A 23,975-nucleotide genomic window follows, 5' to 3' on the forward strand; every position below is an offset into this window, starting at 1 on the left:
GGGGGTGAACGCGGCCGTTATTGTCACCAATGGACATCCGGGCGGGCCACCGGCCTGTCGTTCGGTGCATGTAACTCCCAGTCGCGCAGCCCGGTGATTTGATGATGGTCGCAATCCTCAATTTTTGGGCCGTCACCCCCCAAGAGGCCAGGACTCCTTGAGACTTTCAGAGCTTCCGGTCTGCCCCGGTCTTTCGAAACACGAATTCCGGTAGGATCGTCTCCCAGTCTTCGCGCTTGATATAGGTCCGATATTGCTCTTCGTTGTCCGACTTGCGCCAGCGTACCACCGCGCCGACCTTACCCGACACCATTGACGTGCCCTCGGGCGGGGACCAGTTCCCGGCCATGCGACCGAGCACACGGCCCTTCACGTCGAGGATCAGCCATTTCCCCTCGCGCATGGCCAGCGTCACCGGATCGTCCACCGCGGCCGCAGCAATGGCGGCTAACGTCGGGTTCGTCTCGGGCAGCCGCCCGGCATAGGAGAGATCGACCGCCCCCATCTCGGGAAGCTGATACTGATCGGGCTCGGGCAGATCGCGGCGCGCTGGCAGCTCGATCTTGCGCAGCATTTCGCAGTCGCTGTCGGCCGCGACAAAGGCATGTGCGCCCTGTGTCACCACCGCAAGGCTGCGGCGCGCACGGGTCATGGCGACGTAGAAAAGGCGACGCGGGGCCTCGCCGTCTTCACCCTTGGAGAGCACCTGCCATCCGCCGTTCAGGATCACCACATGGTCGAATTCAAGGCCCTTGGCGCGATGCGCGGTCAAAAGGAGAAGCCCACGTTGCGCGCTGCGAATGTCTTGCGCCCATTCGGCCAACCATTCGATGGCGTCGGGCACCGGGATCGTTTTGTTGCCCAACTCCCGCGCCAGATCGGCGATGCCCTCGGCGATCAGATCGACCCATCGGGTCGAGGGCTGCGCGTTCAACACGTCGAGCATGTCCTGAATGCCCAGCATCATGGCCGGGCGTCGGCGCAACCCCGCCACAAGGCGCTGCATCTCGCGCAGCCGCCAGATGTTGGGGAGCTTTTCATTCGCCATCTCGACCGGCAGACCCAGCTTTTCGGCATAGGCGCGCACCGGGCCAAGCCTGCGCCAATCGCGCGAGATGATCGCGCAGCGCGCCCAAGCGAACCTGGGATCGAGCCGCGCGATCCGAACCAGCTCGTCCACCGCCGCCACCGCCTGCGCCGTGTCGTTGCCCGCCACATCGAGAAACTGCACCCGCCCCTGACCGACCGGATCGTACCCCGCCATCACGCCCCCGCCCGGATCAAGGCTGCGCATCTTGTCGACGGTGATCGGATGGCCCGCCTTCATCCGACCGCGCGCGGGGGCGATGACCTGATTGGCCGCGTCCACGATATGCCGGGTCGAGCGGTAATTCTCGGTTAGGAATTTCGGCTTGGCGCGGTAATCCTCCTCGAACTGCCGGATGAAGGAAATCGAGGCGCCGGTGAAGGCGTAGATGTTCTGGTCGTCATCGCCCACCGCAAAAAGGCTCAGCCGCTGGTCCGGATCGTCAAGCGAACGCCCGGCCACGGCGGCAATCAGCGCATATTCGCCGGGGCCGATGTCCTGATATTCATCGACCAAAATCCAGCGATAGCCCTGAATGAGCGCCTCGCGCTGCGCCTCGGCCTCGGATCGGCTCAGCCCCTCGCCGGTGATCTGGCGCACGGCTTCCATCAGCACCGCGTCGAAATCGCGGGTCTCGGCGGCCGTGCCCGCGAAACTCGCGCCCACCAGCCGCATCGCCAGCGCGTGACAGGTCGAAACGGTGACGCGGGCGGCATCTTCGCCGACCAGATGGCGCAGGCGGGCGCGGATTTCGGCGGCGGCATGGCGGTTGTAGGTCAAGACCAGAATGCCGCGCGGATCCTCGCGCTTGACCCGCAACAGATAGGCGATGCGATGCACCAGCACCCGCGTCTTGCCCGAGCCGGGACCGGCCAGCACCAGCACGTTGGTTTCCTCGCGGTCGTCGGCGACGATCTCCTGCTGCACCGGATTGGAGAGGTCATCGACGATCTGCTTCCACGCGCGGCCGGTGGTCTGGCGCCGCAATTCGACACTGCGGCCGGGCATCCAGCGTTGCACGAACCGATCCTGATCGAGGGCGAAATAGTCCTCGGAAAGCCGCACCGCCTCGCCGATCTGCGCCAGCCCCTTTTCGGCATAGGCCGCCATCACATGGGTTTGCAGCGTCTGTTCGCGGTAATGCTCCTCAAGCGGCAGGAAGTCCTTTTTCGTGAACCCCGCCCGCCCGGGGTTGAGATGGATCGTCATCGCCGAGCGAAACACCGTCAGCCCTTTGCCCAGCGTCAGCACCTGCTGCTCGTGCAGCCACAACAGCGCCCGTTCCATCAGCTTGGTCATGTCCTTGATGCCCGCGGCAGCAATCAGCGCATCGCCCGTCAGCGCCGAAAGCAGATCGCCGATCGTCGTGTCGACCTGAAGATCCTTGCCGCTGGTGCCCGCGGGCACCTTGGCGATCAGGAAATCGAGGAGTTTCTCGGCCGCCATCCAGCGCAGCTCGGCGGTCTGCTCCACCACCCGCCACGAGCGTTGCAGCACCACCTCCAGCGTCTTGGCTGATAGCTTGCGCAGCCGAATGTTGCCCGTGCCGCCGTCGCTGTCGCGCCCGTCGCGCGCGATGCTGCGCAAGAGCCGGTCGATCCCATGCGGGCTGGCATCGTCGTGGCCATCGCCGCGCAAAAGCTGGCTTGCCGCCGCCAGATCGAGCGGGGCGCCATCGCCGACATCGGCCTCGGGCGCCATCTCGCGCATCCGCGCGATCAGCGCCTTTTCCAGCCGGATCGCGTTGGTCAGACGCTGCCGCGAGTGGTTCTTGACCGCCACATGCACCGAAACAGTGATCGCAATGTCATTGCGCGCGATGCCAAGGGTCTCAAGATCGGCCATCGCCTTGGCCAGCGCCCGGTGCGTCAGCCCGCTGATGCCGGTCAACTCGTCGGTGGTGATGCCCTGATCGGGGGGCGTGTTCATCACATGGCGCACGATCGCCAAAAGCTGGCGGCGCCGTGCCTCGGTGATCTCGGCGCTCTTCAGACGTGCCTCCGCCTCGGTCAGCGTGCGCACCAGCAGCGAGGAGGGAAACACCTGCACCCGGTTTTCCTCGCGCGCGAGAAGCGCCGCCTCTTCGAGCCACGAGACGGCGGTTTTCACCCGAGTATCCTCGGTGGCGCTGTCGCGGGTGAAGTCGTGGTCCTTTTCCTCGCGCACGATCTCGCCCGCCGTCGCCACCACCGTGCCGCTGTTGCGCGAATGCTCGTCGATCCGGCGCAGGGCTTTCAGGATCGCGCCGATCTCGTGCTGCGCAAGGCGCGAGCGGGCGGTGAGGGTGAACTGCCGCTCGACATCGTCGGAATGATACAGCAGCACGCAATTGGCAGGCGCCCGGTCGCGGCCCGCCCGGCCCGCCTCTTGCAGGTAGTTTTCAAGCGAGCCGGGAATGTCGGCATGGACCACCAGCCGGATGTCGGGCTTGTCGATCCCCATGCCAAAAGCGTTGGTGGCGGCGATCACCCGCAGATCGCCGACCCGGAAGCGTTCCTGCACCGTCTGCTTGTCGTCGGGGGTGAGGCCGGCGTGGAAATGCTCGGCGGCCAGCCCTTGAAGTTTCAGAAAGGCCGCCACCCGCTCGGTCTCGGCGCGGGTTGCGCAATAGACCACGGCGCCGGATTTTTCACCCTCGGGCAGGTGCTCGGCAATCACGCTCAGGATGTCGCCCAGCTTCGCGCCCTTGCTTGTCGCGCGCACGGCGAAAGTCAGGTTGGTGCGCGTCGCCCCGCCGTCGAAAAGCGCCAGATCGACGCCCAGACGGTCGCGGAAATGCGCAGTGATGTCGCGCACCACCTCGGGCTTCGCCGTCGCGGTCAGGCACAGCACCGGCGCGGGCGGGGCGTCGCCGGTGAACTCGCGGATGAAGCGGCCGATGTAGCGATAATCGGGGCGGAAATCATGCCCCCATTTCGAGACGCAATGCGCCTCGTCGAGCACCCATAGCCCGACCTCGCGCTGATCTAGCACCGAACGAACCGAGACCGAGCGCAATTGTTCGGGCGAAATCAGCAAGATCGCCGCTTGGCCCAGCCGGACCCGGTCCAGCGCATCCTGCCGCTCAGGCATCGAGAGCATGCCGTTGACGGTGACCGCCGCGGAGATCCCCGCCCGCTCCATCCCCTGCACCTGATCGGCCATCAGCGCGACAAGGGGCGAGATCACCACGGTCAGCGCCCCGGTCTTGTCATATAGGCTGAGCGCGGGCACCTGATAGCAGACCGATTTGCCGGTGCCGGTGGGCAGGATGCCCAGCACATGCGCGTGGCCCATGGTTTCGGTCACGATGGCCTCTTGCAACGGCCGCCCCGCGCTGTCGGCGGGCTCGGGCCGAAAGCCCGGAAAACCGAACCATTTCTTCAGCGCCCCCACCGGGTTGTTGCGCTCGGCGCACCAAGCGCAGGTGGGATCGCCGCAGGCCGTGTCGCGCAGATCGCGCACGATCAGCGCCGCTTGTGGAAAGGCCGCGCGGACCCAGGGCGGCATCACCGAGTCCCCGCCCGCGACCGAAATCCACGCCAGCGCATAGGCCATCGGCCAGCCCGTTTGCGGGTCGGACAGTGTCTCGAGCATCGGCCCGATCCGCGCGCCGCAGGCCTTGGCCTCAAGCAGCGACCGGATCGCCGCCAGCACCGTGGCCCGGTCGGGCGCGGGGGCCTTGCGAACTTCGGTGAAAACGGCATTGAACCCTTCGGAGCGGTCGGTCCGCGTGGTCAGATGATGATAGGCGAGCAGGGTTTCGGGCGAGGCCGCGTTGAGGTCTGTCAGCGCGGTGATCTGGTTTGTCAGCACCTCGAACACCAGCCGCGCGTCCTGTTCCGGGTCGTTCACATGCCCCGCCTGCAAGCGCCCGTCGTGATAGTGTTTCACCAGATGATGATAAGGGTTGCGCGGAAACGCCAGCGGGTTGAGCCAGAGCGTGTCAATGGGCGCTGCCATTTTATCGAAGAGCCGCGGCCGGGCCGCCAGCAGATGTTCCAGATCGTGGCGCAGGATATTGTGGCCAAGGATGTGCTGCGAAGTTCCGAGCGCCGCCTCAAGCGCATCCAGCCCCCGGCCAAGCCCCCCCTTCGGCGCAACAACGGGGCGCGCATCGGCGAACCGCACCGCCGCCATGTCGAAAATCTTGCCCGTTTTCGGATCGACCTCAAGATCCACCGAGAGACATCGCTCCAGAAGAGGCGTCTTGTCCTCCCCCCGCCGCCGTATGAAATTCAGGAATGCCATCAAGCCCGTGCAACATAAACGGTTGCGCGAGACTAGAGCGCCGAAACCGGCCCCGCAAGACCAACCCACCCACGCTGCCGCAGCCCGGTGCCGCAGGGCGAGTCCGGGCTCTGGACGCAGGGCATCAAACCTGGAAGAACTTGGAAGGAATTTTCATCACGCGCAGATCCGGGTGCCCAAGCTTTCCGATGGGCAGACGGAACACCCCGGCGCGAGGCCAGCGATTGCGGAGTGTCGGATGTCCGATGCCGATTATTACGAGACCCATGCCGAGGCCTTTGTCGCAGCGACGATCGGCGCGGACATGTCGGCGCTGCGCCACCGGTTCCTTTCGGCCCTTCCGCCGTCCCGAACCGGGCCGGTTCGAATTCTCGACGCGGGGTCTGGCTCCGGGCGCGATGCCCGCGCCTTCCGCGAAGCCGGTTTCGCCGTTTCGGCTTTTGACGCCTCTGCCGCGATGGTTGCCGCGACTCGGGCGCATGCGGGCATTCCGGCCCGGCAGCTGCGGTTCGAGGATTTCGTCTGGGAGCATCCTTTCGAGGGGATTTGGGCCTGCGCATCGCTTCTGCATGTGGCGCGGGACGACCTCCTGCCGGTGATCGCCCGTTTGGCCCGGCATCTCGTGCCCGAGGGGATGCTTTATATTTCCTTCAAAAGCGGCACGCAGATGCGGATCAAGGACGGGCGGCGCTTCACCGACATGACGACCGACGATCTTGCGCAGATGCTGAACGACTGTGGCGATCTCGGGCCGCCCGAGATCTGGGAAACGCGCGATTGCCGACCGGACAGGGGGGCGGAGACTTGGGTGAACGCCTTGGTGTCGCGGCGATGAGCGCGGGCCGCACCACCGAGGCGAACGACCCCGGGGCCAAGGCGTGCCCCATCTGCGACGCCCCGATGCGCCTTGTCGTCACCTGCGATGCGCAATGCATGGTGATCCGAAATGGTGCCGGCCTGCTGCTCGCGCCGCGTGGCCATGTCGCGCGCTGGCGCGATCTCTCGCCCGGCGATCAGGCCGCACTTGCCGCGCAGATTGGTGCAACGCAAGACCTGCTTGCCCCCGGCGATGCCGTCGTCCCGGTGACGCTGATCGAGGGGGAAACGCATGTGCATTTTCGGCTCGATCCGCCGTCTCGCGCACGGCCAGACCCTTTGCCCGGCCTTCCGCACGACCGCGCCCTGATTTCGGGCAGCGATGACACCTTGCACGCCCATCTTCGGCCCCTGATCGATCAATCGACGGCGGTGGATCTGTCGGTCTCTTTCCTGATGACCTCGGGCGTGCGTCTGGTGCTGCCGCATCTGCAAGACCTGCTTGCCCGCGGCGGACGGTTGCGGGTGCTGACCGGGGATTATCTGGATGTGACCGAACCGGCGGCGCTGCGGCTGCTGACCGATCTCACCGGCGCCCGGCATCTGTTCGTGTTTCGGGCCTCCCGGGTGCCGTTTCATCCGAAAGCCTGGCTTTTCACCTTCAAGGACGGGTCCGGAGCACTGATCGTTGGCTCGTCGAACCTGTCGAAATCCGCCCTGACCGACGGCGTCGAGTGGAACCTGCGCCAGTTTGACAGCCACGACACCGCGCCCCTCGCCGCCGCCCGCGCCGGTTTCGAGGCGCTTCTGGCCCGCCCCGAAGTGACGGATCTGACGCCCGATTGGATCGACGCCTATGAGGCGCGCCGGATCGCCCCTCGACCGGACCAAAGCGGCGCGGCCGAGGAACCGGCCGAGCCGCCGCCAAATCCGCATGAGGTGCAGCGCGAGGCCCTCGCCGCGCTGCGCGCCACACGGGACAAGGGCTACGGTGCCGGGCTGGTGGTTTTGGCCACCGGGCTTGGCAAGACTTACCTTGCCGCCTTCGACAGCCTCGATGCCCGACGGGTGCTGTTCGTGGCCCATCGCGAAGAAATCCTGACACAGGCGATGGCGGCGTTTCGGGCCGTGCGGCCTCAGGCGCGGATGGGGCGCTACAGCGGCGACGAGCGAGACCCCGAAGCCGAGATCCTGTTCGCCTCGGTGCAGACGCTGGCCCGCAGCGCGCATCTGTCCCGGTTCGATCCCCAGGCCTTCGATTACATCGTCATCGACGAGTTTCACCACGCCGCCGCCGCCACCTATCGCCGCCTGCTGGCGCATTTCACCCCGCGTTTCCTGCTCGGCCTGACCGCCACGCCCGACCGCAGCGATGGCGGAGATCTTTTGGGGCTGTGCGAGGAAAACCTCGTCTATGAGTGCGATCTCTGGTCCGGTATCGATCGCAAGCTGTTGGCTCCGTTTCATTATTTCGGGGTGCCCGATCCGGTCGAATATGCGCAAATCCCCTGGCGCAGCGGCCGCTTTGACGAGGCGGCGCTCACCGAGGCGCTTGCCACCCGCGCCCGGGCGGAAAACGCGCTCGACCAGCTTGCCCGACGCGGCGGCAGCAGGACCATCGGCTTTTGCGTCTCGCGGCGTCACGCCGATTTCATGGCGGCCTTCGCCACCGAACGCGGCCTGCGCGCCGTCGCCGTGCATTCGGGCGATAGCTCCGCACCGCGCGCCAGCGCGCTTGAGGCGCTGGCGGCGGGCGCGCTCGACATCGTCTTCGCGGTCGACATGTTCAACGAAGGGGTGGACGTTCCCGCCATCGACACCGTGCTGATGCTGCGCCCGACCGAAAGCCCGGTGATCTGGCTGCAACAACTCGGCCGGGGCCTGCGCCGCGCGACGGGCAAGACCCATCTGGCGGTGATCGACTACATCGGCAATCACCGCATCTTCCTGACCAAACTGCGCACGCTCTTGCGGGCCGGGCCGGGCGACGGCGCGCTGCGCCTGTCGCTCGAACGGTTCACCGACCAACTGACCGCTTTCCCCGCCGGTTGCGAGGTGATCTATGACCTCGAAGCCCTCGACATCCTGCGCGCCCTGATCCGCGCCCCGCGCGATGGCGAAGAACTGATCGCCTTTTATCGCGACTTCCGCGACCGTCATGGCGCCCGCCCCACCGCCTCGGAGGTAGCCCATGCCGGCTTCAACCCTGCGCGCACCGGGGCGCAAGGATGGCTGGGCCTTGTCGCCGAGATGGGCGATCTGAGCGCCGCGGAGCAGGCCGTCTGGCGCGCGCATCAAGCCCTTTTCGACGAGATCGAGACGACCCGCATGACCCGCAGCTACAAGATGCTGGTCTTGCGCGCGCTGCTCGAGGCCGGGGCCTTGCCGGGCCGGATTTCCCTCGCCGACCTCACTGCACGGGTCTCCCGGATGGCGCTGCGCAACCCGCAGATCCGCGCCGATCTGAGCGTCGCGCCCGAAGATGAAGCCGCGCTGCGCGGTCTGCTTCTGGCGCAGCCGTTGAAAATTCTTGGCGAGACGCCCTGGTTCCGGCTTGGTCCGGGCGTCTTCGAAACCACCTTCGAGACGGCCTCGGAAACGGCGTTCGGCGACCTCGCCTCGGAACTGGTGGACTGGCGGCTGCACCGGTATTTTCAATCCCGCGACATGACCTATGACCTGCCCGAAACCGCCTCGCTTGCCGAGGCCGCCGAAGAGGGCTCTGCGGCGCCATGGTCCCCCGCCCGCACACCGAGCCTTTGGCAAGATTATCCCCGCGAGGCGATCGCGCCGCTTTTCGGGGCGGTGTTCAACACCGGGGCCTGGAATGCCGGCATCGTCACGCTGAAAGAGGCGCGGGCGATGGTTCTTCTGGTGACGCTTGACAAGGGCAGCCTGTCGGTCGGCGGCCATTACACGGATCATTTCGTCAGCCCGACCCGGTTCGTCTGGCAAAGCCAGACCAGCACCCTGCGCGACAGCCTGCGCGGGCGCATCCTTTCGGGCGAGGAACCGGGTTGGTCGGTACATCTCTTCTTGCGCAAATCCAAACTGCGCGATGGCCGCGGCGCGCCCTTCCGCTATGCGGGCCCGGTGCGTTTTGCGGGCTGGGACGGGGAGACCCCGATCACGGTTCAGTGGGATCTTTCCGAGCCGGTTCCGGTTTCGTTGCGCCCGCTTTACGGATTGGCCGACCAGACATAGGAAAACGTCGGGAGATCATGCGAGCGCAATTGGCCGGCGCCAAGGTCAAGGTGCAACGAAGAGGAAAATCAACGCGATCAAAAAGCGGCGGGGATTTTCACTCCAGCCTATATGCGAAACAACCTTTCGGGCGCACTGAGTCGAAAGGACAGAAAGGAGAAAAGGGAAGAGAAAGGGCAACGTGAAAATGTTGGATGAAGGGAAAGTGGCACTGAACACGAAAAGGAAAGGGGAAAACAAAAAGAGGCACAAAATAAGCCTAAGGAGAAAATAGGAAATCGAAGAGAAGGAAAAGGGCTCGCATATATCCGCAAGACTAACAAAAATTAATTAAAGCTTTCCGCCTCGAATTCGAGGCATTTTGGTTTTCCCTGCCCAGATCATCGACACCGAAATATTACCCAGATCGGATCGGATTATTTTTCGTGGCAGATATCTCAGCTGACCTTATCGCGCGCCGAAAGCCCGTCGTTTTGAAAAACACGACACAGGCCCTCGGATTTGGCTTAGGCTAAGCTTGACGCCCGTATATGATGGCTGTCCGCCAGATAATAGGCGATGCAATCTTGAATGCCTTTATGTCAAAAGGGTTTCTGCTTCAGGTTATGATGCTCCTTGGTACGGTAAGTTTCGCACGACGCCGTATGCGAAGGCGACGCCCTACTGGGATTTTTCTTGCGCCATATGCGAAGCGGGTGGACTTTTCGGCATTGTATCTGCCGTCAGATGATTTTCCTTTGCGTCCCCCGATTTGTTAATTCCAGGAGATCTGAGGGGGCCGCATTGTCGGTCGGCCGGTCATAGGCCAATGGCCGGGTTACGGCTTGGAAGATCGCCTCGGCTTCGTTCGTCTACCTTGGCGAACCATGCCGGGCTGCACATCGAGACAACGGCCTATCTCGGCCGCCCGATACAGGCCGCCAAGAGACGGCGGTGGCATTTCGCGCTTTTGGCGAGCCTGACGGCTCACCTGAAGCCGGACGGCGACATCGGCGAGGCTTACGAGATCTGGCATCACCTCGCACATCTCGGACTTGGCAGGCAGAGCCAAGAGCGCTTACTCGACGGCGCCCGCGATGACCGTTTCCGCATTTTCGCCGGTGCGATTGAAGGCGAGCCCCGGAAGGCCCGCGACACTGACAACCGCATCATCGCAGCTCGCCCTCTTCGGACGCCTCCGTCGGAAGCGCAATTACCAGGTCGAATTCGGTCAGCTCAGCCATCGTCATCTCCCGATCACACAGCTCCGGGTTTGCGCAGCAGATCGGCAGCCTGGCCCTGCGGGTTTCGCGGCGTGCGCCAGACCGACATGCGGCAATGAACGCCAGACCGACATTCCTTCCTGGCATTTGCCGGACACAGGACACAGCACCAGTTCTGGCGCTGCGTCCCTTTACCTCCTCGACCCTCCCCCCATGCCTTCCAACTCGGCACGGGCTTTCCTGATCTCTTTTTCGGATGCCGCAATCTGCGAGAGGGATAACTTCAAATCGTCCGGTTGACAGCTGACAACCCCCGTACATTCCGCTGCAGGCGGTCGCCTTTGGCTGGCATTTCAAACATGGATCCGCCGCGCCGATGTCGTCGGTATCTTTCCCAACGAGGCCTCCATCCTGCGATTGATCGGCGCCGCGTTGTTCGTGGCCAATGATGAGTGGCAGACACCGAGCCGCTACATGATGGTCGAAGCTTTCGCACCGATCGACAAAGAGGAGATCGACCCCGTTCTCAGCATCATCACGAAAGCCGCCTGATCATGTGACCTCAGGCCAAACGGGAAATTACACCTCGCTGAAGGACGTGACCGTCAATATCGTCGTGTGCGATCTGCTCCGGGGTCTGGCTCACCTTGGACATCGACAAAAATTCCACACCAAAAAGGTTGCGCTGGGTGCGGAGGGATATCGCCTCGCAATGCAAGATCTGCCCGTTTTGGATCGGGCCGCCGTTTCCGGCGCCCTTGACCTCTTTTCCTTTCTTGTCTCACTTTTGAAGTCTGTTGATCGTATTGATATGTCAGGCCCCCTGTCCGGCGGCCATCTCGATTTCGGCGATACGCGCTTCCAACTCCGGAAATGCCGCCCGCAAGATGCCTTGAAGATCATCGATGCGGGCGCGACAGGCCAAGCGGCGATCTGCGTCCGCTTCGCGGATCTGCACCGTGCGCGGGACGACGGTGAGCTTTGGAATGGCAACCAAGTGCAGGCCGTTCTCGTTCGCCGAGCGAACGATCGGCAAGTCCTCACTCAGAGAAACCGACGTTTTCGTCACCGTCGCGATCAGCAGCCCCGCCAGCGCCGCAATTGCGGAATCGGCCGTGTCGCGGCGAATGATGCCCCGCCGCAACGTCGCGATCGGGTCGCAGAGCGAATACGTCGGCCCCGCTTGAGATGCCAAATGCACCCCCCATTCCACCAAGCCGTAATCGACCAGTTCCACGATGCGGCGCGCATCGCCGCGCAAACCGACATCCTCGAAGAGGGGGCCAGCCGTGTCGATCTCCGCGAGAGCTGACGTCGCCAGAATCAGACTTCCAAGTCGACCGACCTCATTCGCCGGGAGACAGCGCATGACGCGTGGCGCTGAACCCAAACCCAACGGATCTGCATGCAGGTCCAAAAGCAGATCGAGCAAAGGACGATCATTCTGCACAACGACCTTGCGCAAGAACCGCTGGCCGATGGCGCCGCGCACGAGATCGTTCGAGATGACGAAGGTCGCATCCGGATCATCGGCCGCCTCCGCGTCGGTTTCCTGCGTTGGCTGAGCAAGCTGGAACCTGGCGGCCGTCATGTCGCGTGGATTGGCGAGCGCCAAGGCCGAGATTTCGCCATTCGCGATCAGACCGCCCAAAAAACTCTGCGCGGTGGCGGGGCCAACGCCCAAAGTTTTGCGGATGGCCTGGATCCCGGCCCGGCTCGTCTCATTTGACGCATCAGAGGCAGCCCCCAACACAAGCAAGGTCGCGAGTTCCCCCGCCGTCGCATTGCGCGCGATCAGTTGCGCATGAACCGCGCGGTTGATTTCGAAGTAGGCCCCCGCCAGCAGGGCGCGGGGTCGTTTCGTCGTGATGTTCATGACTCTCTCTCCAGCGAGATAATTCCTTATTTCCAGAGAGTTGCCTCTCGCATAGGATACCACATCAGAGCGCATGGCCAGAGCAGCATCTTGCACGGTCCACAGTTTTGACATGGCCATGCGACCCGCTTTGGGCCACAGAGCGCGCCTCGTTTCGGTCGCGTCTGCTCGCTACGTAATCAAACGTCCGGCGAGGATCGTCGCGTGACGGAGCGCGGCATGCGCGTCTTTGGCTGCCCATCGGCCTATTGCGGTGTCGACAAAACATTGGTCCAATGCCCGAAAATCAATTGGATCATGTGTCATGCTGCTTCCCAACATCGATTTCATTGCCAAAGCCACAGGACATGGTTCGGTGGGGGCGCTGCTGATCGCCAAGGCACCAAGTGATTGGGAGGCAAAGTCTGCCGAGTATAAAATACTCGCTGAAGTGCGTTCGAGGAAAATTGTTTCCACGGCAAGATTTGAAAGATTGGCACTTGCGATATTCAATAAATATCGGCCGAATTGCAATGAAAACGCGAATGCCGCAATAATGATTTCTGTAGGGTGGGGAGATTCGGGATGCAGCCTACCTTCCGATATTCCGGATCCGCTTTCTTGGTTGTTTTGGCGCTATCTGAAAGATCACCTTTCAGATCAACACGTGAGTGCCAAGAAATTACTCGAAGGGTTGATGAAAAAATCGCTGGAACTTCATCAGGTCGATCGGGATAAAAACGGCCAAGGCGTCGCCCCTGCGCTGCGCGATCTTGCACGGCAACCGCAGGCGGGGCCAGCGCAGGGGAATTTCCTGCTGGAGATGGCGTCGCTTTTCGAGGCGGGAAAGAACGACATCGCCGTTGTGGAATTGCAAAGCTTCTGCGCGATTTTGCTGGCGACGACATTCCTTTTTGACTCCGAAGCTGACCTGCACGCCGCATTGCGCGATCTTTTTGTCGTCGATGGGAATGCCGTCTCCCCAAAGATGGCATTTTCGCGGTGGCTGGACAGGCTTGAAGCAAGGACAGGCTACAAGAAAGATGACCTCCTGTGGGATGGTTTCGTTCTTCCCAATTTCAAGGAAGGTCTGCCGGAGGACAGGGCGCGCGAGGATCTGCTGCGAAATCCGCGGCGGTATCGGTCCGGCGAATTGGTGCCACCCTATTTCGAGGCGACGAAATGCCTGCAATCCCTTGACCCCGATTTTTCGCTGGAAGAACGCGAAAAATGGAATGGTGAAATCGAAGGACGCGAACTCGGTCTTTTGTTCGTCCTGCTGGTGGCCAATTCCGCCCGTCTGATCAAGAAACCCGGGGGGAATCCCGATCGCCCGTGCCAGGCTGTTTACGACATCTTTGCGCCGAAGGCCGGCTGAGCGCCGACCCTCGACGTTGCGTCGGTCACGCCTCACTTCGGCATGGAATAGATCTGCGGGATCGCGTCATAATCTTCGTCGTCATCCCCGTAGCACCGATCATACCAGTCGTCGGGACGCGTGTCATGACCGCGGCTTTCCCAATAGGCATCGTTGTTGGGGTTCATCTGGTTCGAGCGGTTGTCATTGTCGTGTTTTGCCATGGTTCTTGATCCTTGTTTGGCCGTCTGCACAAACGCGAGACAGGGCCAACATGACCGCGTTTCGGTGGCCTGGCATCTGACAGAACCGAGAAATCCCTCCCCGCTGAGCTAGGGGGCCCCTCAGCCGTCGAGTTGCAACAGCGTCTTGATCGCGCGGCGCTCGTCCATCGCGCGGTAGCCCTCGGCCAACCCGCCCTCGGCTTGACGCAACACGCCCATGATCTGGGCTTCGGTGAAACGGCTCTTCTTCATCGGAATCTCCTCGTCAATCTTGCCGAGAAAATTTCTCCTTCGCATCCCATTAACCACGGGGAGGATTACCCCGGCAGCACATCTATCTATGGCGGGCGGAGTTCCGGCGGCGGGGCGAAAGCCTGACGGAGGAGACCGCGTTCCTGCCCGTCGAGATGACGGCCGAGAAGACGGTCACGCCCGCCATTTCACCCTCGCCGGTCGAGATCGTGCTGATGAACGGTCGGCGCCTGCGCGGGATCGAGGGGCTGTCGGCCTCAGGGCTCGCGCAGTTGATCCGGGTTGAGGCAAGTCAAAATGCGTTGTCCTTTCTACGTAGTCGCATGCTGTGTCCAGTGTCAGGTGGCCGACCACTATGACGTTAACCATAGTGTTTCTCCATTGAAGCCACTTGCGAAAACGCCATCGCGACATTTTCTGTAGAACGCATGTCTGCAAGAACCTGACGGGCCTCGGGGTATCTTCTGAACTTGGCAAGCCAGTACGCTCTTGTAAGTTCAACCACTTCGTACAGCCAAAGCGAGTGCGAAATGGCAACCTTGTGAAAAAGATCTCCTGATCGGAATCTACTCTCGACATCAAAAAAGACTTTGAGCGATTGATCGAATTTGTCAAATGGGATGTCGAAATCTATTGCCCCTTTGTTTTTGGGTGGTTCGGATTTGATGATTCGTTCACCCCGACCGTAGAAATCGTCGTAGATATGTAGTGAACCTACATGGTGAACGTACGTGCCGATTGGAAGTTGTAGCCAAAATGCGACCATTTCCTGGAGCGTCGTCCATTCAAATACGTTGATGGCAGATCCCCAGATTATGTCCATGCTGCGAGACGTTACTGCAAGGTTTAGAGTATTGTCGCGAACAGTAAACTGAAGAATGCTATTGCATGGAATATCTCGTCGCGTCTGGTCGTGGTCAACTTCCGGGTCAAAGAGTGAGACAATCGCCCGCCGAGAAAAGTAATCGTTTGAGAGTGTCGTCAAAATCGAACTCAGTTGATCTACTGATTTCCAGCTACGGATTCGCGGGCCATATCCACCACCGACAGTCACCCCGTCATCGGAGAACTCCCGCATCCGTGGCAGGTATGCCTCAATGAACGACAAATCGTTTCTGCCACCGAGAACCCAGAGAGTCTCGGCGACAAGTGCGAAGACATTGGCGTTCCGTCCAGAGCTATTTGGATGTCTTCTTGACGGATATCGAATTCGGAAACTCACGTCCATGAGTTCCAAAGTATCTCTGCCGCGTGGAGAGGCGCCATCGCGGTGTTTGAACAAAAGTGTGAGAGCCGTAGTCAGGAACTCAGGATATGAATCGACATCAATTGACTGCATCAATCGGCTCCGATGAGAGACGTGTGGCGGTGGTCTTGAGATCACAGTTGAAGGACTGCCGGTGGTTGCAATGTGAAGTGGTCCCACCTTTTCGGACAGTTTTGCAGCTTCTCTACGGTGTATCGGGTTTAGGTTTCATGCTGTTTTTTGCTCTTCCAAGCCGGTCCAGTATGCCTAGTCGGGCGTTCGTCGATCAAGCGCGCAATGGGGCCGGTTGGTGTTGTAGAACGCCATACAGTCTTTGACGATCTTGCGAACCTGGATCATGCCCCGCGGCGTGGTGTACGGGCCGCTGCCCGCTGGGTGTTCAATGCGACCTAGGCTGCGATCTGGCGGCTGCAGAAGAACGGATACTTGGTGAACACCCGATCAATCTCTTTTATCATCGCCAGCGTGGCTGCGTCGACCCCGACGCGCGTGTAATAGAAGGCCGAACGCTACATCTGCACCAGCTTGCACTGTTGGCTGATACTCAATTCGGGGTGGTCACGCTGGATCATTGCCCGCTTCTTTGCCGGGCTCACCTTTTGAGCCCTTCCGACAAAAAATCGTTCTCGACCGCCAACCTCCCAATCTTGGCGTGCAGCTCTTTGACCTCTGCCTCCGTCGGGCCGCTTTGCTTTCCGCCAGAAAAACGTCCACCATCCCGTCAATTGCCTGCCGCTTCCAAGTGCTGACATGATTTGGGTGCAACATCCCGCCCGCCGAGGCAGAAGTCAATTTCTACGCAGCTCTGGAAACTGAAGCCATGGCCGCGTAACTAACCCAAATCAGCCTCCGGCAAACCCGGGGCGGTTCAGGTTCGAACCTACGCGCGCCCTAAAGTCCGATGGAGACTGGCGCTTGGTGCGCAACCCCGAAGGAGTTACGCTTGAATATGAAAGGCATTCTGGATGACCGGCGTACCCGCATATAGGCTTGTAATTGAAGGCGAGACGTCGCGCTTCGACGCCGCCTTGCGTCGGGCCCTTTCGGACGCGTTAGAGCCCTTCGGCTTGAAGCTTGACGACGAAGTCGCTTTGGATTTTGCATCGCAATCACTTGCAGCCGCTATGCCCGGTGATGCAAAAGTCGTTCTCTTCTTCGGCAGCCACGCAGTCCGAGCGACCGCCAAGCCGATGGTATCCGCAACTGACTTGTTAATACCGATCGTCTCCGATCTATCCGCATGCAGTTCAGAGCTGCCGCCGGAGGTGGCCGCCTTCAACGCGCTTCAATATGGAGGCAATTCGGATACGCAGGCGGAGGCGCTCGCCTCAGCCGTCCTCGAGACCTTGGGCCTGATGCCCGCCAAGCGGCGCATCTTTCTGAGCTATCGTCGCACTGAAGCGCGTGATGCGGCGTTGCAGGTCCATGACGCACTACTTGCTCGCCAGTTTAGCGTCTTCCTTGACACACACGAGATTCGCTATGGAGGCCGCTTTCAGGACGCACTATGGCACCAGCTCAGTGACTGCGACGTACTGCTGATGCTCGATACAACGGGCTACTTCACAAGTCGCTGGACAGAAGAAGAATTCGGGCGTGCTGGGAATATGCGCCTTGGTATCCTTCGTGTAGGCTTCCCCGGCGTGGCCCCGGCACCCGCAGCGACGCTCACAACGACGGTTGCCCTCTCCGACGTCGATCTCGACTCGGACGGACGACTGTGTGGCACTGCAATCGATCGCATCGGAGATGCATTGGAACGGTTCCGCGCCCGAAGTGTAGCAGCGCGGCTCGACAACATGCTCGGAACACTTCGACTCGCCGTCGAAAAGCGCGGCGGAACGATCAGTAACCCGGGGCCTCTCAAACGAGTCTCGATAAGCCTTCCGCGTCTAACGCTCGGCGAAAACGCTGAACTGACCGTCTATCCCGCGGTCGGTGTTCCCACCTCGGACGCTGTTGAGCGAATCGCCAAGCACGCGGATGCCGAGTGCGCACTCCTCTATGATGGCCAGAGCCTTCTTCAAAGCTGGATCGATCATCTTGAATGGTTTGCCGGGGGCATCGAGCGGTTCCGTTGGATACGCGCCGACAATCCGGACCCGATGCTCAAGGAGCTCCAACGATGAGCGACCGCGGTGCAATATTTTTGTCGGCGAGCGTACCGCAACCAGACCGGCGCGGGTTTGAGAGCTTCGATCCAGTACTCGCATGCTCGGCCATTCACGCTTTTGTGGAAGTTGTGCTCGGTCGACGACTTCTTGTCTGGGGTGGACAGCCGGCGATCACGCCGATTATTTGGGAAGCTGCGCGGCGGCTCGATGTTCCATATGAGCGCAGTGTCCTTCTGTATCAAAGCGCATTTTTCAGAGACCGTTATCCGGAGGCGAATCTACGGTTTGATAACTGGGAAGAAGTACCTGCAGTGGAAGGCGACATGCACGCGAGCCTTGCGCGAATGCGAGCACGGATGTTCAGCGACCGCCCCTTCGAAGCAGCGGTCTTCATTGGCGGCATGGAGGGAGTGATCGACGAATTCGACGCTCTGCGGAAAGATGCCCCGGGGGCTCGGCTAATCCCGCTGCCTGCCCCAGGGGGCGTATCGCGCGAACTCTTTGAGCGTGTGGGTAGCTTGCCAAGTGAGATGCGCACGCGAACAGACTTCACGTACTGGCTCTATCGGCTCCTCGAGATCGCCCCGTCTGAGCCACGAGTAATGGCGGACCTCTGAATTGGCGATGTCGATCATTGCTCAGATCTAGCTCTGACCTTTACTCGCGGGTGGCCCAACTGCGCCGCCTGCCCCCTTGCCCGGCGTGATCCGGGGCGCGGATCTCAAGCCGAGGGCTCCGCGCCCGGCGCGCTTGCCCAACCCGAAACCGGCCACTATCAACCCCAAGGACTCTCGTTATGAACGAGGGACGACCGGGGGGCAGGTCAATCGAGGTGCCAAAAATAGAACATTTTGACTTGAAATGACCGACTGGCATTACCAAACTTCTTTCAGCGGTCCAATTGTCGGAGGCTAAGGTGTCGGCACAGAAAAATGTTTTCATTAGTCATCATCACGACGATGATAGACATGTGGACAGCTTTCAACGCATGCTCGGTCGTGGTGACTATTATGTGCGCAACTCCTCGGTACGCATGAAACCGGCCAACGAGCGGCGCGTGAAGGAGGGCCGCGTTAGTGAGAACACTATCAAGCGGCTCCTACGTATGAAGATGCGTTGGGCATCGACGGTGGTTGTTTTGATTGGCCCAAAGACACACACACGACCTTGGGTGAATTGGGAGATCGAGCAGGCCCACAAGCTCGGAAAACGCATCGTGGGTGTATATCTTCACGGTGGGACGGAAGCAAACGTGCCGAAAGCACTAGATTATTACGGTCAGGCCATCGTTAAATGGAAAACCAAGGGCATTGTAGATGCGATCGAGGGGAAGAACACCCGTTTTGAGAGTCCCTCGGGGGACCTGCGTCAATCAGTTCACGCAATGTCGACGTCGCGCTGTTGATGGTAAAGAAGAATGCTGAGAGTGTGTTTGTTTACGTCGTTGCGCGTGACTTTGGGTTCGCTCCGAACCCTTTTCACGGCTTCTGCACCCTCGCATGCTGCAAGCCAAGAATCCGAGCAGTCGCACAGACTGGCGACTGGGTATTTGGTGTAGCGGGCAGTGCACTAACGGAACCCGGTCACTGCATTTTTGGCATGCGCGTAACGGAAACACTGACTTTTGATGAATATTGGTTGGATCCTCGGTTCGAGGTGAAGAAGCCACTTCGGAACGGCAGTCGCGTGATGATGTTGGGCGACAATATTTATCATCGACAGAATGACGACGCAGCATGGCAGCAAGAGGATTCACACCATAGTCATCCAGATGGATCTCCCGATGCGTCCAATATCGCGACCGACACGCAGGCAAATCGAATTCTGATTTCTGAACAATTCACGTACTTTGGTGCTTCGGCGCCACTAATTCCTGGCAACATTTTGGCTTCAATCGGGTATAGCAATGGACGGAACCATCGCAGATTTGCGACGCAGGCCGCAGAACCCCTGTTGTCCTGGTTCCAAGCAGAAGCTCGCCGTACGGGCAGCCCAGTAGTCGATGACCCGTTTCAATTCCGGATGAGTTCTGCGAGATTCTCGAGCGGGTCCAACAAGATCATTGATGAGGTGGTCGAGAGCTATGACTGAAAATGGGTGATGGAGCGTGAGACGGCGGCGTATCGTGGCGGGTGTCCAAGCCTGCCAGAACTTCCAAAAGGAACGATACGCCTATGTCTGACGATACCACGATCACCCCGCTGCGCCAGCCCGGAAGCATCCTCGATCCGCTGACGGAGATCGGCCGTGAAGGCGCGCGCCAAATGCTGGCTGCGGCGCTGAAGGCGGAGGCGGCCATCCGGGCCTGCAGGTAGACACCGTCCGCCCAGATATACACGTAGCGGCGGGCCGAGAGATCGCGGCGCTGCCAGCGGTCGTAGTCTTCCTGCCAGCCCGCGGTCAGCCGTGTGACGACGCCCGGAGACAGGTTCGGTGCGTCGGCCCCGAGGAGCGCGCTCAGGGCATCCTGGAAATCCCCGGTGGAAACGCCGCGCAGATAAAGCACCGGCAGCAGTGCATCGAGGCTGCGCGACCGGCGCGCCCATCGTGGCAGGATGGCCGAGGTGAAGCGGATCTTCTTCTCGTCCGGCACGCCCTTCGTGTAATGACCCAGCAGAATCTGCTCAGGTTAAGCCGCTAATCTGAATGCCTCGACAGGCGTTCGCATGGCAAGGGCCTGATGAGGGCGGCGGTGGTTGTAGAAGCTGATCCAGTCGCCGATGACGCGGTTGGCGTGCTGGATGCTCTCGAAGCGGTGCCGGTGAATGCATTGCTCTTTGAGCGTCCGAATAACGCGCTCGACCATGCCGTTTTGTTGCGGGCAATGTGGGGTGATGAACTCCTGTTTCAGGCCATAGCTGCGGACCAGCGCCGTGAAGTGGCGGCTTGTGAAGATCAGCCCATTGTCAGACCTCAGGAGGAATTCCCGATCGACCCGGCCAAGCGTTCCGAACCGGCTGATCAGGGCGTGCTCGAGCGCGGCGCTGGCGGTTGTGGCCTTGCCCGAACGTGACAGGTGCCAGCCTAGGAGTTCGCGCGTGTGGCAATCGATCACCAGAGCCAGGGACGCCCAGCCGTCCTTGCCGGTCCAGACCCGCGCCAGATCCGTCGACCAGCGCTCGTTCGGCGCGGTGGCGACCGAGGGCACCGCCTCGATCCGCGGCCGCATGCCAATGGCGCGCTTGCGGACCTGCCAGCCCTTGAGCTGAAAGACCCGCTGCACCGTATTCTTGTTGAACCCGAGCAACCAAGCAACGGTGCGATAGCCGAACGAAGGATTTTCCTCGATCATCGCCTTGATCGGGACCGCAAACCGGTCATCGACTTTGGGCGCTGCTTTGGTCGGCTTGTAATAGACCGTGCGCCGCGGCACGCCGAACCAGGTGCAAAGCTTGGTCAGCGGCACGCGGAGGCCATCGGCCAGAAGGCCCTCATGGAGCGTCCGGATCAATTGCCGTCCTCCCGCTCCATGAGGGCCGCCAGCTTTTTTCGGGCACGCAGTTCCAGCATCGCCTCGCCATAAGCTTCCTGCAGATCCTTGAGCTGCTTTTCGTATTGCTCGCGAATATCGAGCGGGTTGGCACGTAGGGAATTCTCCATGCCCCGCTTCGCGTCCTCGACCCAGCCCTCGATCTCGGAAGGTGTCAGGTCAAACGACCGGCTCGCCTCGGCCACCGTCGTCTTGCCCTGAATGATCTCGATCACCAAGGCTGTCTTTCGCTTCGCCGTCCAACGTTTGATGCTGTCGTCCATCGTCATACTCATTGCCACGTTCTCCTTTGTAGCATGAGCAGGATTTCACTGGGTCGATACATTCGCCCTGTCGCGCACCTTCTGGCGCTGCACCGGGACAGCTCCGATCCCGGTCTGGATTTCGCGCTCGGGGCCGGTGCCATGGCGGACGACACGCTGCCGGCCGTCGTGCAGAAGCGCGTCGGCAAACTGCGCGACGAAGCTGAGGTTGCAGACCTCGGCGGCGCGCAACCCGGCACCATAGGCAATGCCGAGCGCTGCCCGATACTTCAGCCCCGGCCCGGGGGCCGCCATCAGGATGTCGGAGACCTCCTCCACGCTGAACACCACCGGTAATCGACGCGGCTCGGGCCGGAACTGCATGAACCGCTTCATGTCCTCGCGCCCGCAGGTCATGCCGAAGAAGAACCGCAGCGCCACGATGCGCGTGTTGAAGGTCGACGGCGTGACCCCGGCATCGGTCATGTGCAACTGGTACGCGCGCAACTCCTCTGGCGTGGCGGTGTCGGGGGAGCGGTTCAGGAAGCGGGCGAAATCCTTGATGGCACGGATGTGCGATTTCTGTGCTTTCTCGCCCAAGCCTTCGCGCCTATGCGGCCGAAGGTTGTCTTCAAAATTCGAACTCGCCACGACCGTGCAATAATGTCATCGTGTTCCCGTATTTGAATATGCAGTACGCTGGGGGAGCTATGCCGCTGCAACAGGGGATCCAACTGATCGTCACCGTCGCGCAGACCGGGGTAGGTTATCACTGTTATACCTTTGATGGTCTGGCGCTGCCGCACCCCGTGCTAATCCAGTTCGAGCATGTCGGCTCCGCCTCCGCGAGCAGAGACATGGACCAGCTGGCCGCTGCGCTCCTCGCCGAATTGCAGGGCAGCATCTGTGCCAACCGTCTGCCAGCGCCCTGCGGAGGTTTAGCGACAATTTGCCACGCGTTGAGAGAGGCGGACTGCCAAAAACTCCTAGTGCTCGTCGGAGACGATTTCACCGCCGCCGTGCCCAGCACTCTCGCTAAGGACTGGTTTCAGACCTCGGGCAATTTCCAAGTACTACCGGTTCTCCCTGACACTGCGCGGCCACGCGCGCCCATGCTGCTTTCCGGCCCCCTGAGCGCGATAAACGTCGCCTTCTGGAGCCAAGGAATTGAGGAGGCCCTCCCCGCTGTGTTCCAGGTCGCGGGGATCACTGCGGCGCAGCCGCGCATTTTCATCAGCTACCGTCAAACGGACGTGGCCGCGGCTGCGATCCAGCTATTCGATGTATTGTCGCACGATGGCTTTGACGTTTTCCTCGATCACTTCCGGGTGCCGCCAGGTGTCAATTTCCAACAGCGCCTGCGCCAGGAACTCGGCGACAAGGCAATGGTCCTCGTCCTAGAATCGCCGAATCTGGCGAGTTCGCGATGGGTCGCCTTCGAGATTGCTGAAGCCCGGGCCAGCGGGTTGGGGCTTGCCGCTCTCAACTTCTCTGGCGCGCCGTTGATGGCTGGCATCGACCCGTCACTGCGCCTTTTCCTGAATGCAGCCGATATCGCGGCTGGCGGTGAAATTGAAAATGCGGCGCTCGGCCGAGTCCGGGCATTTGTACGCAGTCAGCATGATAGGGCATTGCTGAGACGGCGTATCTTACTCGAGCAGTCTTTCGAGCAGGCGGTCGTGCAGGCTGGCGGACGCCTGCCGCAGCGCTTTGCCAACGGCTCATTCCGCATCGTTGCACCGACCAAGTCCTACCATGCCTGGTTGACGCCGCGCCCACCGGAGCTTCCGGACTACCATCGTGCATACGGCGCGACGTTGCCGGGGACCGAGGCCGTGATCATTGGCCTGTCGAATTTAATGGAGGTCTCGCGTCAGCGTCAGCACGAATGGCTGGCTGGACTTTGCAACATGACCCTCATCGATGAGGGTATGATGGCGCGCGCGGTTGGAGACATGGTGAGGGGCACTCTATGAGCTGGATGCAACGCGGCAAACGCCTCGAGCGCCAAACGATTATGCTGGCGGCCGGCATGCCGGAAGGCGAGCCGGAGGGCGATGCGGTGGCGCGGATCAGCGGTTGGGACATCGACCAAGCGATCGTGGCGCTTGCTCGCGCGGTCTTCGCCGAAGGCGGCCGCCTCGTCGCCGAGAGCGACACCCCCTTAACTCTGCTGCTCGCGATGATCGCCGCGGAGTATCAGACCCAGCGCTTCGCTGAAGGAAGTGGCCACGCCGATGCCGACCTTACACCTTCCGTTCGCGTCCACCGGACCCGTACGCGCTCGGACCGCGAAGATGAAGACGAGGCCCTGCTCGAGCGCTACAGCTTGGTCGACTTCGTGGACGGAGCGGACGATGATCCGTTCGCGGAAAACGAAATCTCCACGCCATCCCCGCGCGACGCACCCATTGCGCTGGTCTGCATCGGTGGGGGTGCCGACGTGATCGAACAGGCCCATTGGTTCGCGAGCAAGGAGTCATACCGCCCGATATTCGTGCTTGAGACGACCGGCGGCGCAGCCGCACGACTTGCCGTCGTGGCCTGCTGCCGGTTTCGTGGACACGAAGATAAGATCGTGACCAAGGAAACGGAGATCGGACATGGTGAGACGGAAGTTCACGAAGGAGTTCAA

At 61.3% G+C, this 23,975-nt stretch carries 17 protein-coding genes and 3 pseudogenes; 11 read left to right on the forward strand and 9 right to left on the reverse strand.

The genetic code is table 11. The features are described 5' to 3' along the window. Positions 1-166 precede the first annotated feature (166 nt). Positions 167-5,206 (reverse strand): RecQ family ATP-dependent DNA helicase, encoded by a 5,040-nt coding sequence (locus C8J30_RS14175; protein ID WP_181420895.1) that lies wholly within the window; start codon positions 5,204-5,206, stop codon positions 167-169. A 349-nt stretch (positions 5,207-5,555) separates the two neighbouring features. Here C8J30_RS14175 and C8J30_RS14180 point away from each other — a divergent pair, with 349 nt between their 5' ends. From C8J30_RS14180 to C8J30_RS14190, 4 genes and pseudogenes are all read left to right on the forward strand, one after another. Further along, positions 5,556-6,152: a class I SAM-dependent methyltransferase gene (locus C8J30_RS14180; protein ID WP_110806502.1), complete on the forward strand. Its 597-nt coding sequence runs from the start codon at positions 5,556-5,558 to the stop codon at positions 6,150-6,152. Then, positions 6,122-9,337, forward strand: a complete 3,216-nt coding sequence (locus tag C8J30_RS14185) for a DUF3427 domain-containing protein (RefSeq protein WP_181420891.1) — start codon at positions 6,122-6,124, stop codon at positions 9,335-9,337. Before C8J30_RS14180 ends, C8J30_RS14185 begins: the two co-directional genes overlap by 31 nt. A gap of 856 nt (positions 9,338-10,193) precedes the next feature. Beyond that, a complete protein-coding gene (locus C8J30_RS18905; RefSeq protein WP_220033753.1) occupies positions 10,194-10,658 on the forward strand; it encodes a hypothetical protein in 465 nt (154 codons plus the stop codon). A 247-nt stretch (positions 10,659-10,905) separates the two neighbouring features. Continuing rightward, positions 10,906-11,091 (forward strand): annotated as a pseudogene (locus C8J30_RS14190) (transposase); the annotation flags it as partial. 262 nt (positions 11,092-11,353) lie between these two features. Here C8J30_RS14190 and C8J30_RS14195 read toward each other — a convergent pair. Next, positions 11,354-12,415 (reverse strand): hypothetical protein, encoded by a 1,062-nt coding sequence (locus C8J30_RS14195; RefSeq protein WP_110806503.1) that lies wholly within the window; start codon positions 12,413-12,415, stop codon positions 11,354-11,356. 304 nt (positions 12,416-12,719) lie between these two features. Between C8J30_RS14195 and C8J30_RS18345 the strand changes: the two genes are divergently transcribed. Further along, a complete protein-coding gene (locus C8J30_RS18345; RefSeq protein WP_146227918.1) occupies positions 12,720-13,772 on the forward strand; it encodes a hypothetical protein in 1,053 nt (350 codons plus the stop codon). A 32-nt stretch (positions 13,773-13,804) separates the two neighbouring features. On the opposite strand, the gene C8J30_RS18700 is transcribed toward C8J30_RS18345, so the two are convergent. The 3 genes from C8J30_RS18700 to C8J30_RS14210 form a co-directional block, all read right to left on the reverse strand. Then, positions 13,805-13,975, reverse strand: a complete 171-nt coding sequence (locus C8J30_RS18700) for a hypothetical protein (RefSeq protein WP_181420892.1) — start codon at positions 13,973-13,975, stop codon at positions 13,805-13,807. 120 nt (positions 13,976-14,095) lie between these two features. Further along, positions 14,096-14,227 carry a hypothetical protein gene (locus C8J30_RS19260; RefSeq protein WP_281269380.1) on the reverse strand — a complete coding sequence of 44 codons (132 nt, stop codon included), beginning with the start codon at positions 14,225-14,227 and terminating at the stop codon, positions 14,096-14,098. A 361-nt stretch (positions 14,228-14,588) separates the two neighbouring features. After that, positions 14,589-15,566, reverse strand: a complete 978-nt coding sequence (locus tag C8J30_RS14210; RefSeq protein WP_110806505.1) for a thymidylate synthase — start codon at positions 15,564-15,566, stop codon at positions 14,589-14,591. 893 nt (positions 15,567-16,459) lie between these two features. On the opposite strand from C8J30_RS14210, the gene C8J30_RS14220 reads away from it, so the two are divergent. The 4 genes from C8J30_RS14220 (at position 16,460) to C8J30_RS14235 (ending at position 19,699) form a co-directional block, all read left to right on the forward strand. Then, the gene (locus tag C8J30_RS14220) at positions 16,460-17,623 is read left to right on the forward strand and encodes a toll/interleukin-1 receptor domain-containing protein (protein WP_110806507.1); all 1,164 of its coding nucleotides are present in this window, start codon (positions 16,460-16,462) and stop codon (positions 17,621-17,623) included. Then, on the forward strand, positions 17,620-18,225 hold the full coding sequence (locus tag C8J30_RS18350; RefSeq protein WP_146227919.1) for an SLOG domain-containing protein: 606 nt from the start codon (positions 17,620-17,622) through the stop codon (positions 18,223-18,225). The genes C8J30_RS14220 and C8J30_RS18350 overlap by 4 nt, the downstream gene beginning before the upstream one ends. Positions 18,226-18,524: 299 nt before the next feature. Continuing rightward, a complete protein-coding gene (locus tag C8J30_RS14230; protein ID WP_110806517.1) occupies positions 18,525-19,013 on the forward strand; it encodes a TIR domain-containing protein in 489 nt (162 codons plus the stop codon). After that, positions 19,013-19,699, forward strand: a complete 687-nt coding sequence (locus C8J30_RS14235) for an Nmad2 family putative nucleotide modification protein (protein WP_110806509.1) — start codon at positions 19,013-19,015, stop codon at positions 19,697-19,699. The genes C8J30_RS14230 and C8J30_RS14235 overlap by 1 nt, the downstream gene beginning before the upstream one ends. A gap of 103 nt (positions 19,700-19,802) precedes the next feature. Here the strand turns inward: C8J30_RS14235 and C8J30_RS14240 are convergent. The 4 genes and pseudogenes from C8J30_RS14240 to C8J30_RS14260 form a co-directional block, all read right to left on the reverse strand. Then, a pseudogene (locus tag C8J30_RS14240) lies at positions 19,803-20,192 on the reverse strand (transposase); the annotation flags it as partial. Positions 20,193-20,237: 45 nt separating this feature from the next. Further along, entirely contained in the window at positions 20,238-21,059 is an 822-nt protein-coding gene (locus C8J30_RS14245; RefSeq protein ID WP_110806510.1) for an IS3 family transposase, read from the reverse strand. After that, complete coding sequence (locus tag C8J30_RS14250; RefSeq protein WP_110806511.1) at positions 21,056-21,373, reverse strand: DUF1153 domain-containing protein; 318 nt, start codon at positions 21,371-21,373, stop codon at positions 21,056-21,058. Before C8J30_RS14250 ends, C8J30_RS14245 begins: the two co-directional genes overlap by 4 nt. Before the next feature lie 183 nt (positions 21,374-21,556). Then, positions 21,557-21,991 (reverse strand): annotated as a pseudogene (locus C8J30_RS14260) (tyrosine-type recombinase/integrase); the annotation flags it as partial. A 59-nt stretch (positions 21,992-22,050) separates the two neighbouring features. Between C8J30_RS14260 and C8J30_RS14265 the strand changes: the two are divergent. After that, positions 22,051-23,316 (forward strand): toll/interleukin-1 receptor domain-containing protein, encoded by a 1,266-nt coding sequence (locus tag C8J30_RS14265; RefSeq protein ID WP_181420894.1) that lies wholly within the window; start codon positions 22,051-22,053, stop codon positions 23,314-23,316. After that, on the forward strand, positions 23,313-23,975 hold a 663-nt coding region (locus C8J30_RS14270; protein WP_146227921.1), incomplete at its 3' end, for a hypothetical protein. The genes C8J30_RS14265 and C8J30_RS14270, both read left to right, overlap by 4 nt.

It is taken from the genome of Rhodobacter viridis (assembly GCF_003217355.1).
Lineage (GTDB): Bacteria > Pseudomonadota > Alphaproteobacteria > Rhodobacterales > Rhodobacteraceae > Rhodobacter > Rhodobacter viridis.

What these genes read in the sequence shown, in the direction of transcription:
- C8J30_RS14265 (WP_181420894.1), top strand. Translation starts at nt 22,051, where the DNA reads ATGCCGCTGCAACAGGGGATCCAACTGATCGTCACCGTCGCGCAGACC.
- C8J30_RS14210 (WP_110806505.1), bottom strand. Translation starts at nt 15,566, where the DNA reads ATGCAGTCAATTGATGTCGATTCATATCCTGAGTTCCTGACTACGGCT.
- C8J30_RS14180 (WP_110806502.1), top strand. Translation starts at nt 5,556, where the DNA reads ATGTCCGATGCCGATTATTACGAGACCCATGCCGAGGCCTTTGTCGCA.
- C8J30_RS14250 (WP_110806511.1), bottom strand. Translation starts at nt 21,373, where the DNA reads ATGAGTATGACGATGGACGACAGCATCAAACGTTGGACGGCGAAGCGA.
- C8J30_RS18345 (WP_146227918.1), top strand. Translation starts at nt 12,720, where the DNA reads ATGCTGCTTCCCAACATCGATTTCATTGCCAAAGCCACAGGACATGGT.
- C8J30_RS14220 (WP_110806507.1), top strand. Translation starts at nt 16,460, where the DNA reads ATGACCGGCGTACCCGCATATAGGCTTGTAATTGAAGGCGAGACGTCG.
- C8J30_RS19260 (WP_281269380.1), bottom strand. Translation starts at nt 14,227, where the DNA reads ATGAAGAAGAGCCGTTTCACCGAAGCCCAGATCATGGGCGTGTTGCGT.
- C8J30_RS18700 (WP_181420892.1), bottom strand. Translation starts at nt 13,975, where the DNA reads ATGGCAAAACACGACAATGACAACCGCTCGAACCAGATGAACCCCAAC.
- C8J30_RS14175 (WP_181420895.1), bottom strand. Translation starts at nt 5,206, where the DNA reads ATGGCGGCGGTGCGGTTCGCCGATGCGCGCCCCGTTGTTGCGCCGAAG.
- C8J30_RS14235 (WP_110806509.1), top strand. Translation starts at nt 19,013, where the DNA reads ATGGTAAAGAAGAATGCTGAGAGTGTGTTTGTTTACGTCGTTGCGCGT.
- C8J30_RS14195 (WP_110806503.1), bottom strand. Translation starts at nt 12,415, where the DNA reads ATGAACATCACGACGAAACGACCCCGCGCCCTGCTGGCGGGGGCCTAC.
- C8J30_RS18350 (WP_146227919.1), top strand. Translation starts at nt 17,620, where the DNA reads ATGAGCGACCGCGGTGCAATATTTTTGTCGGCGAGCGTACCGCAACCA.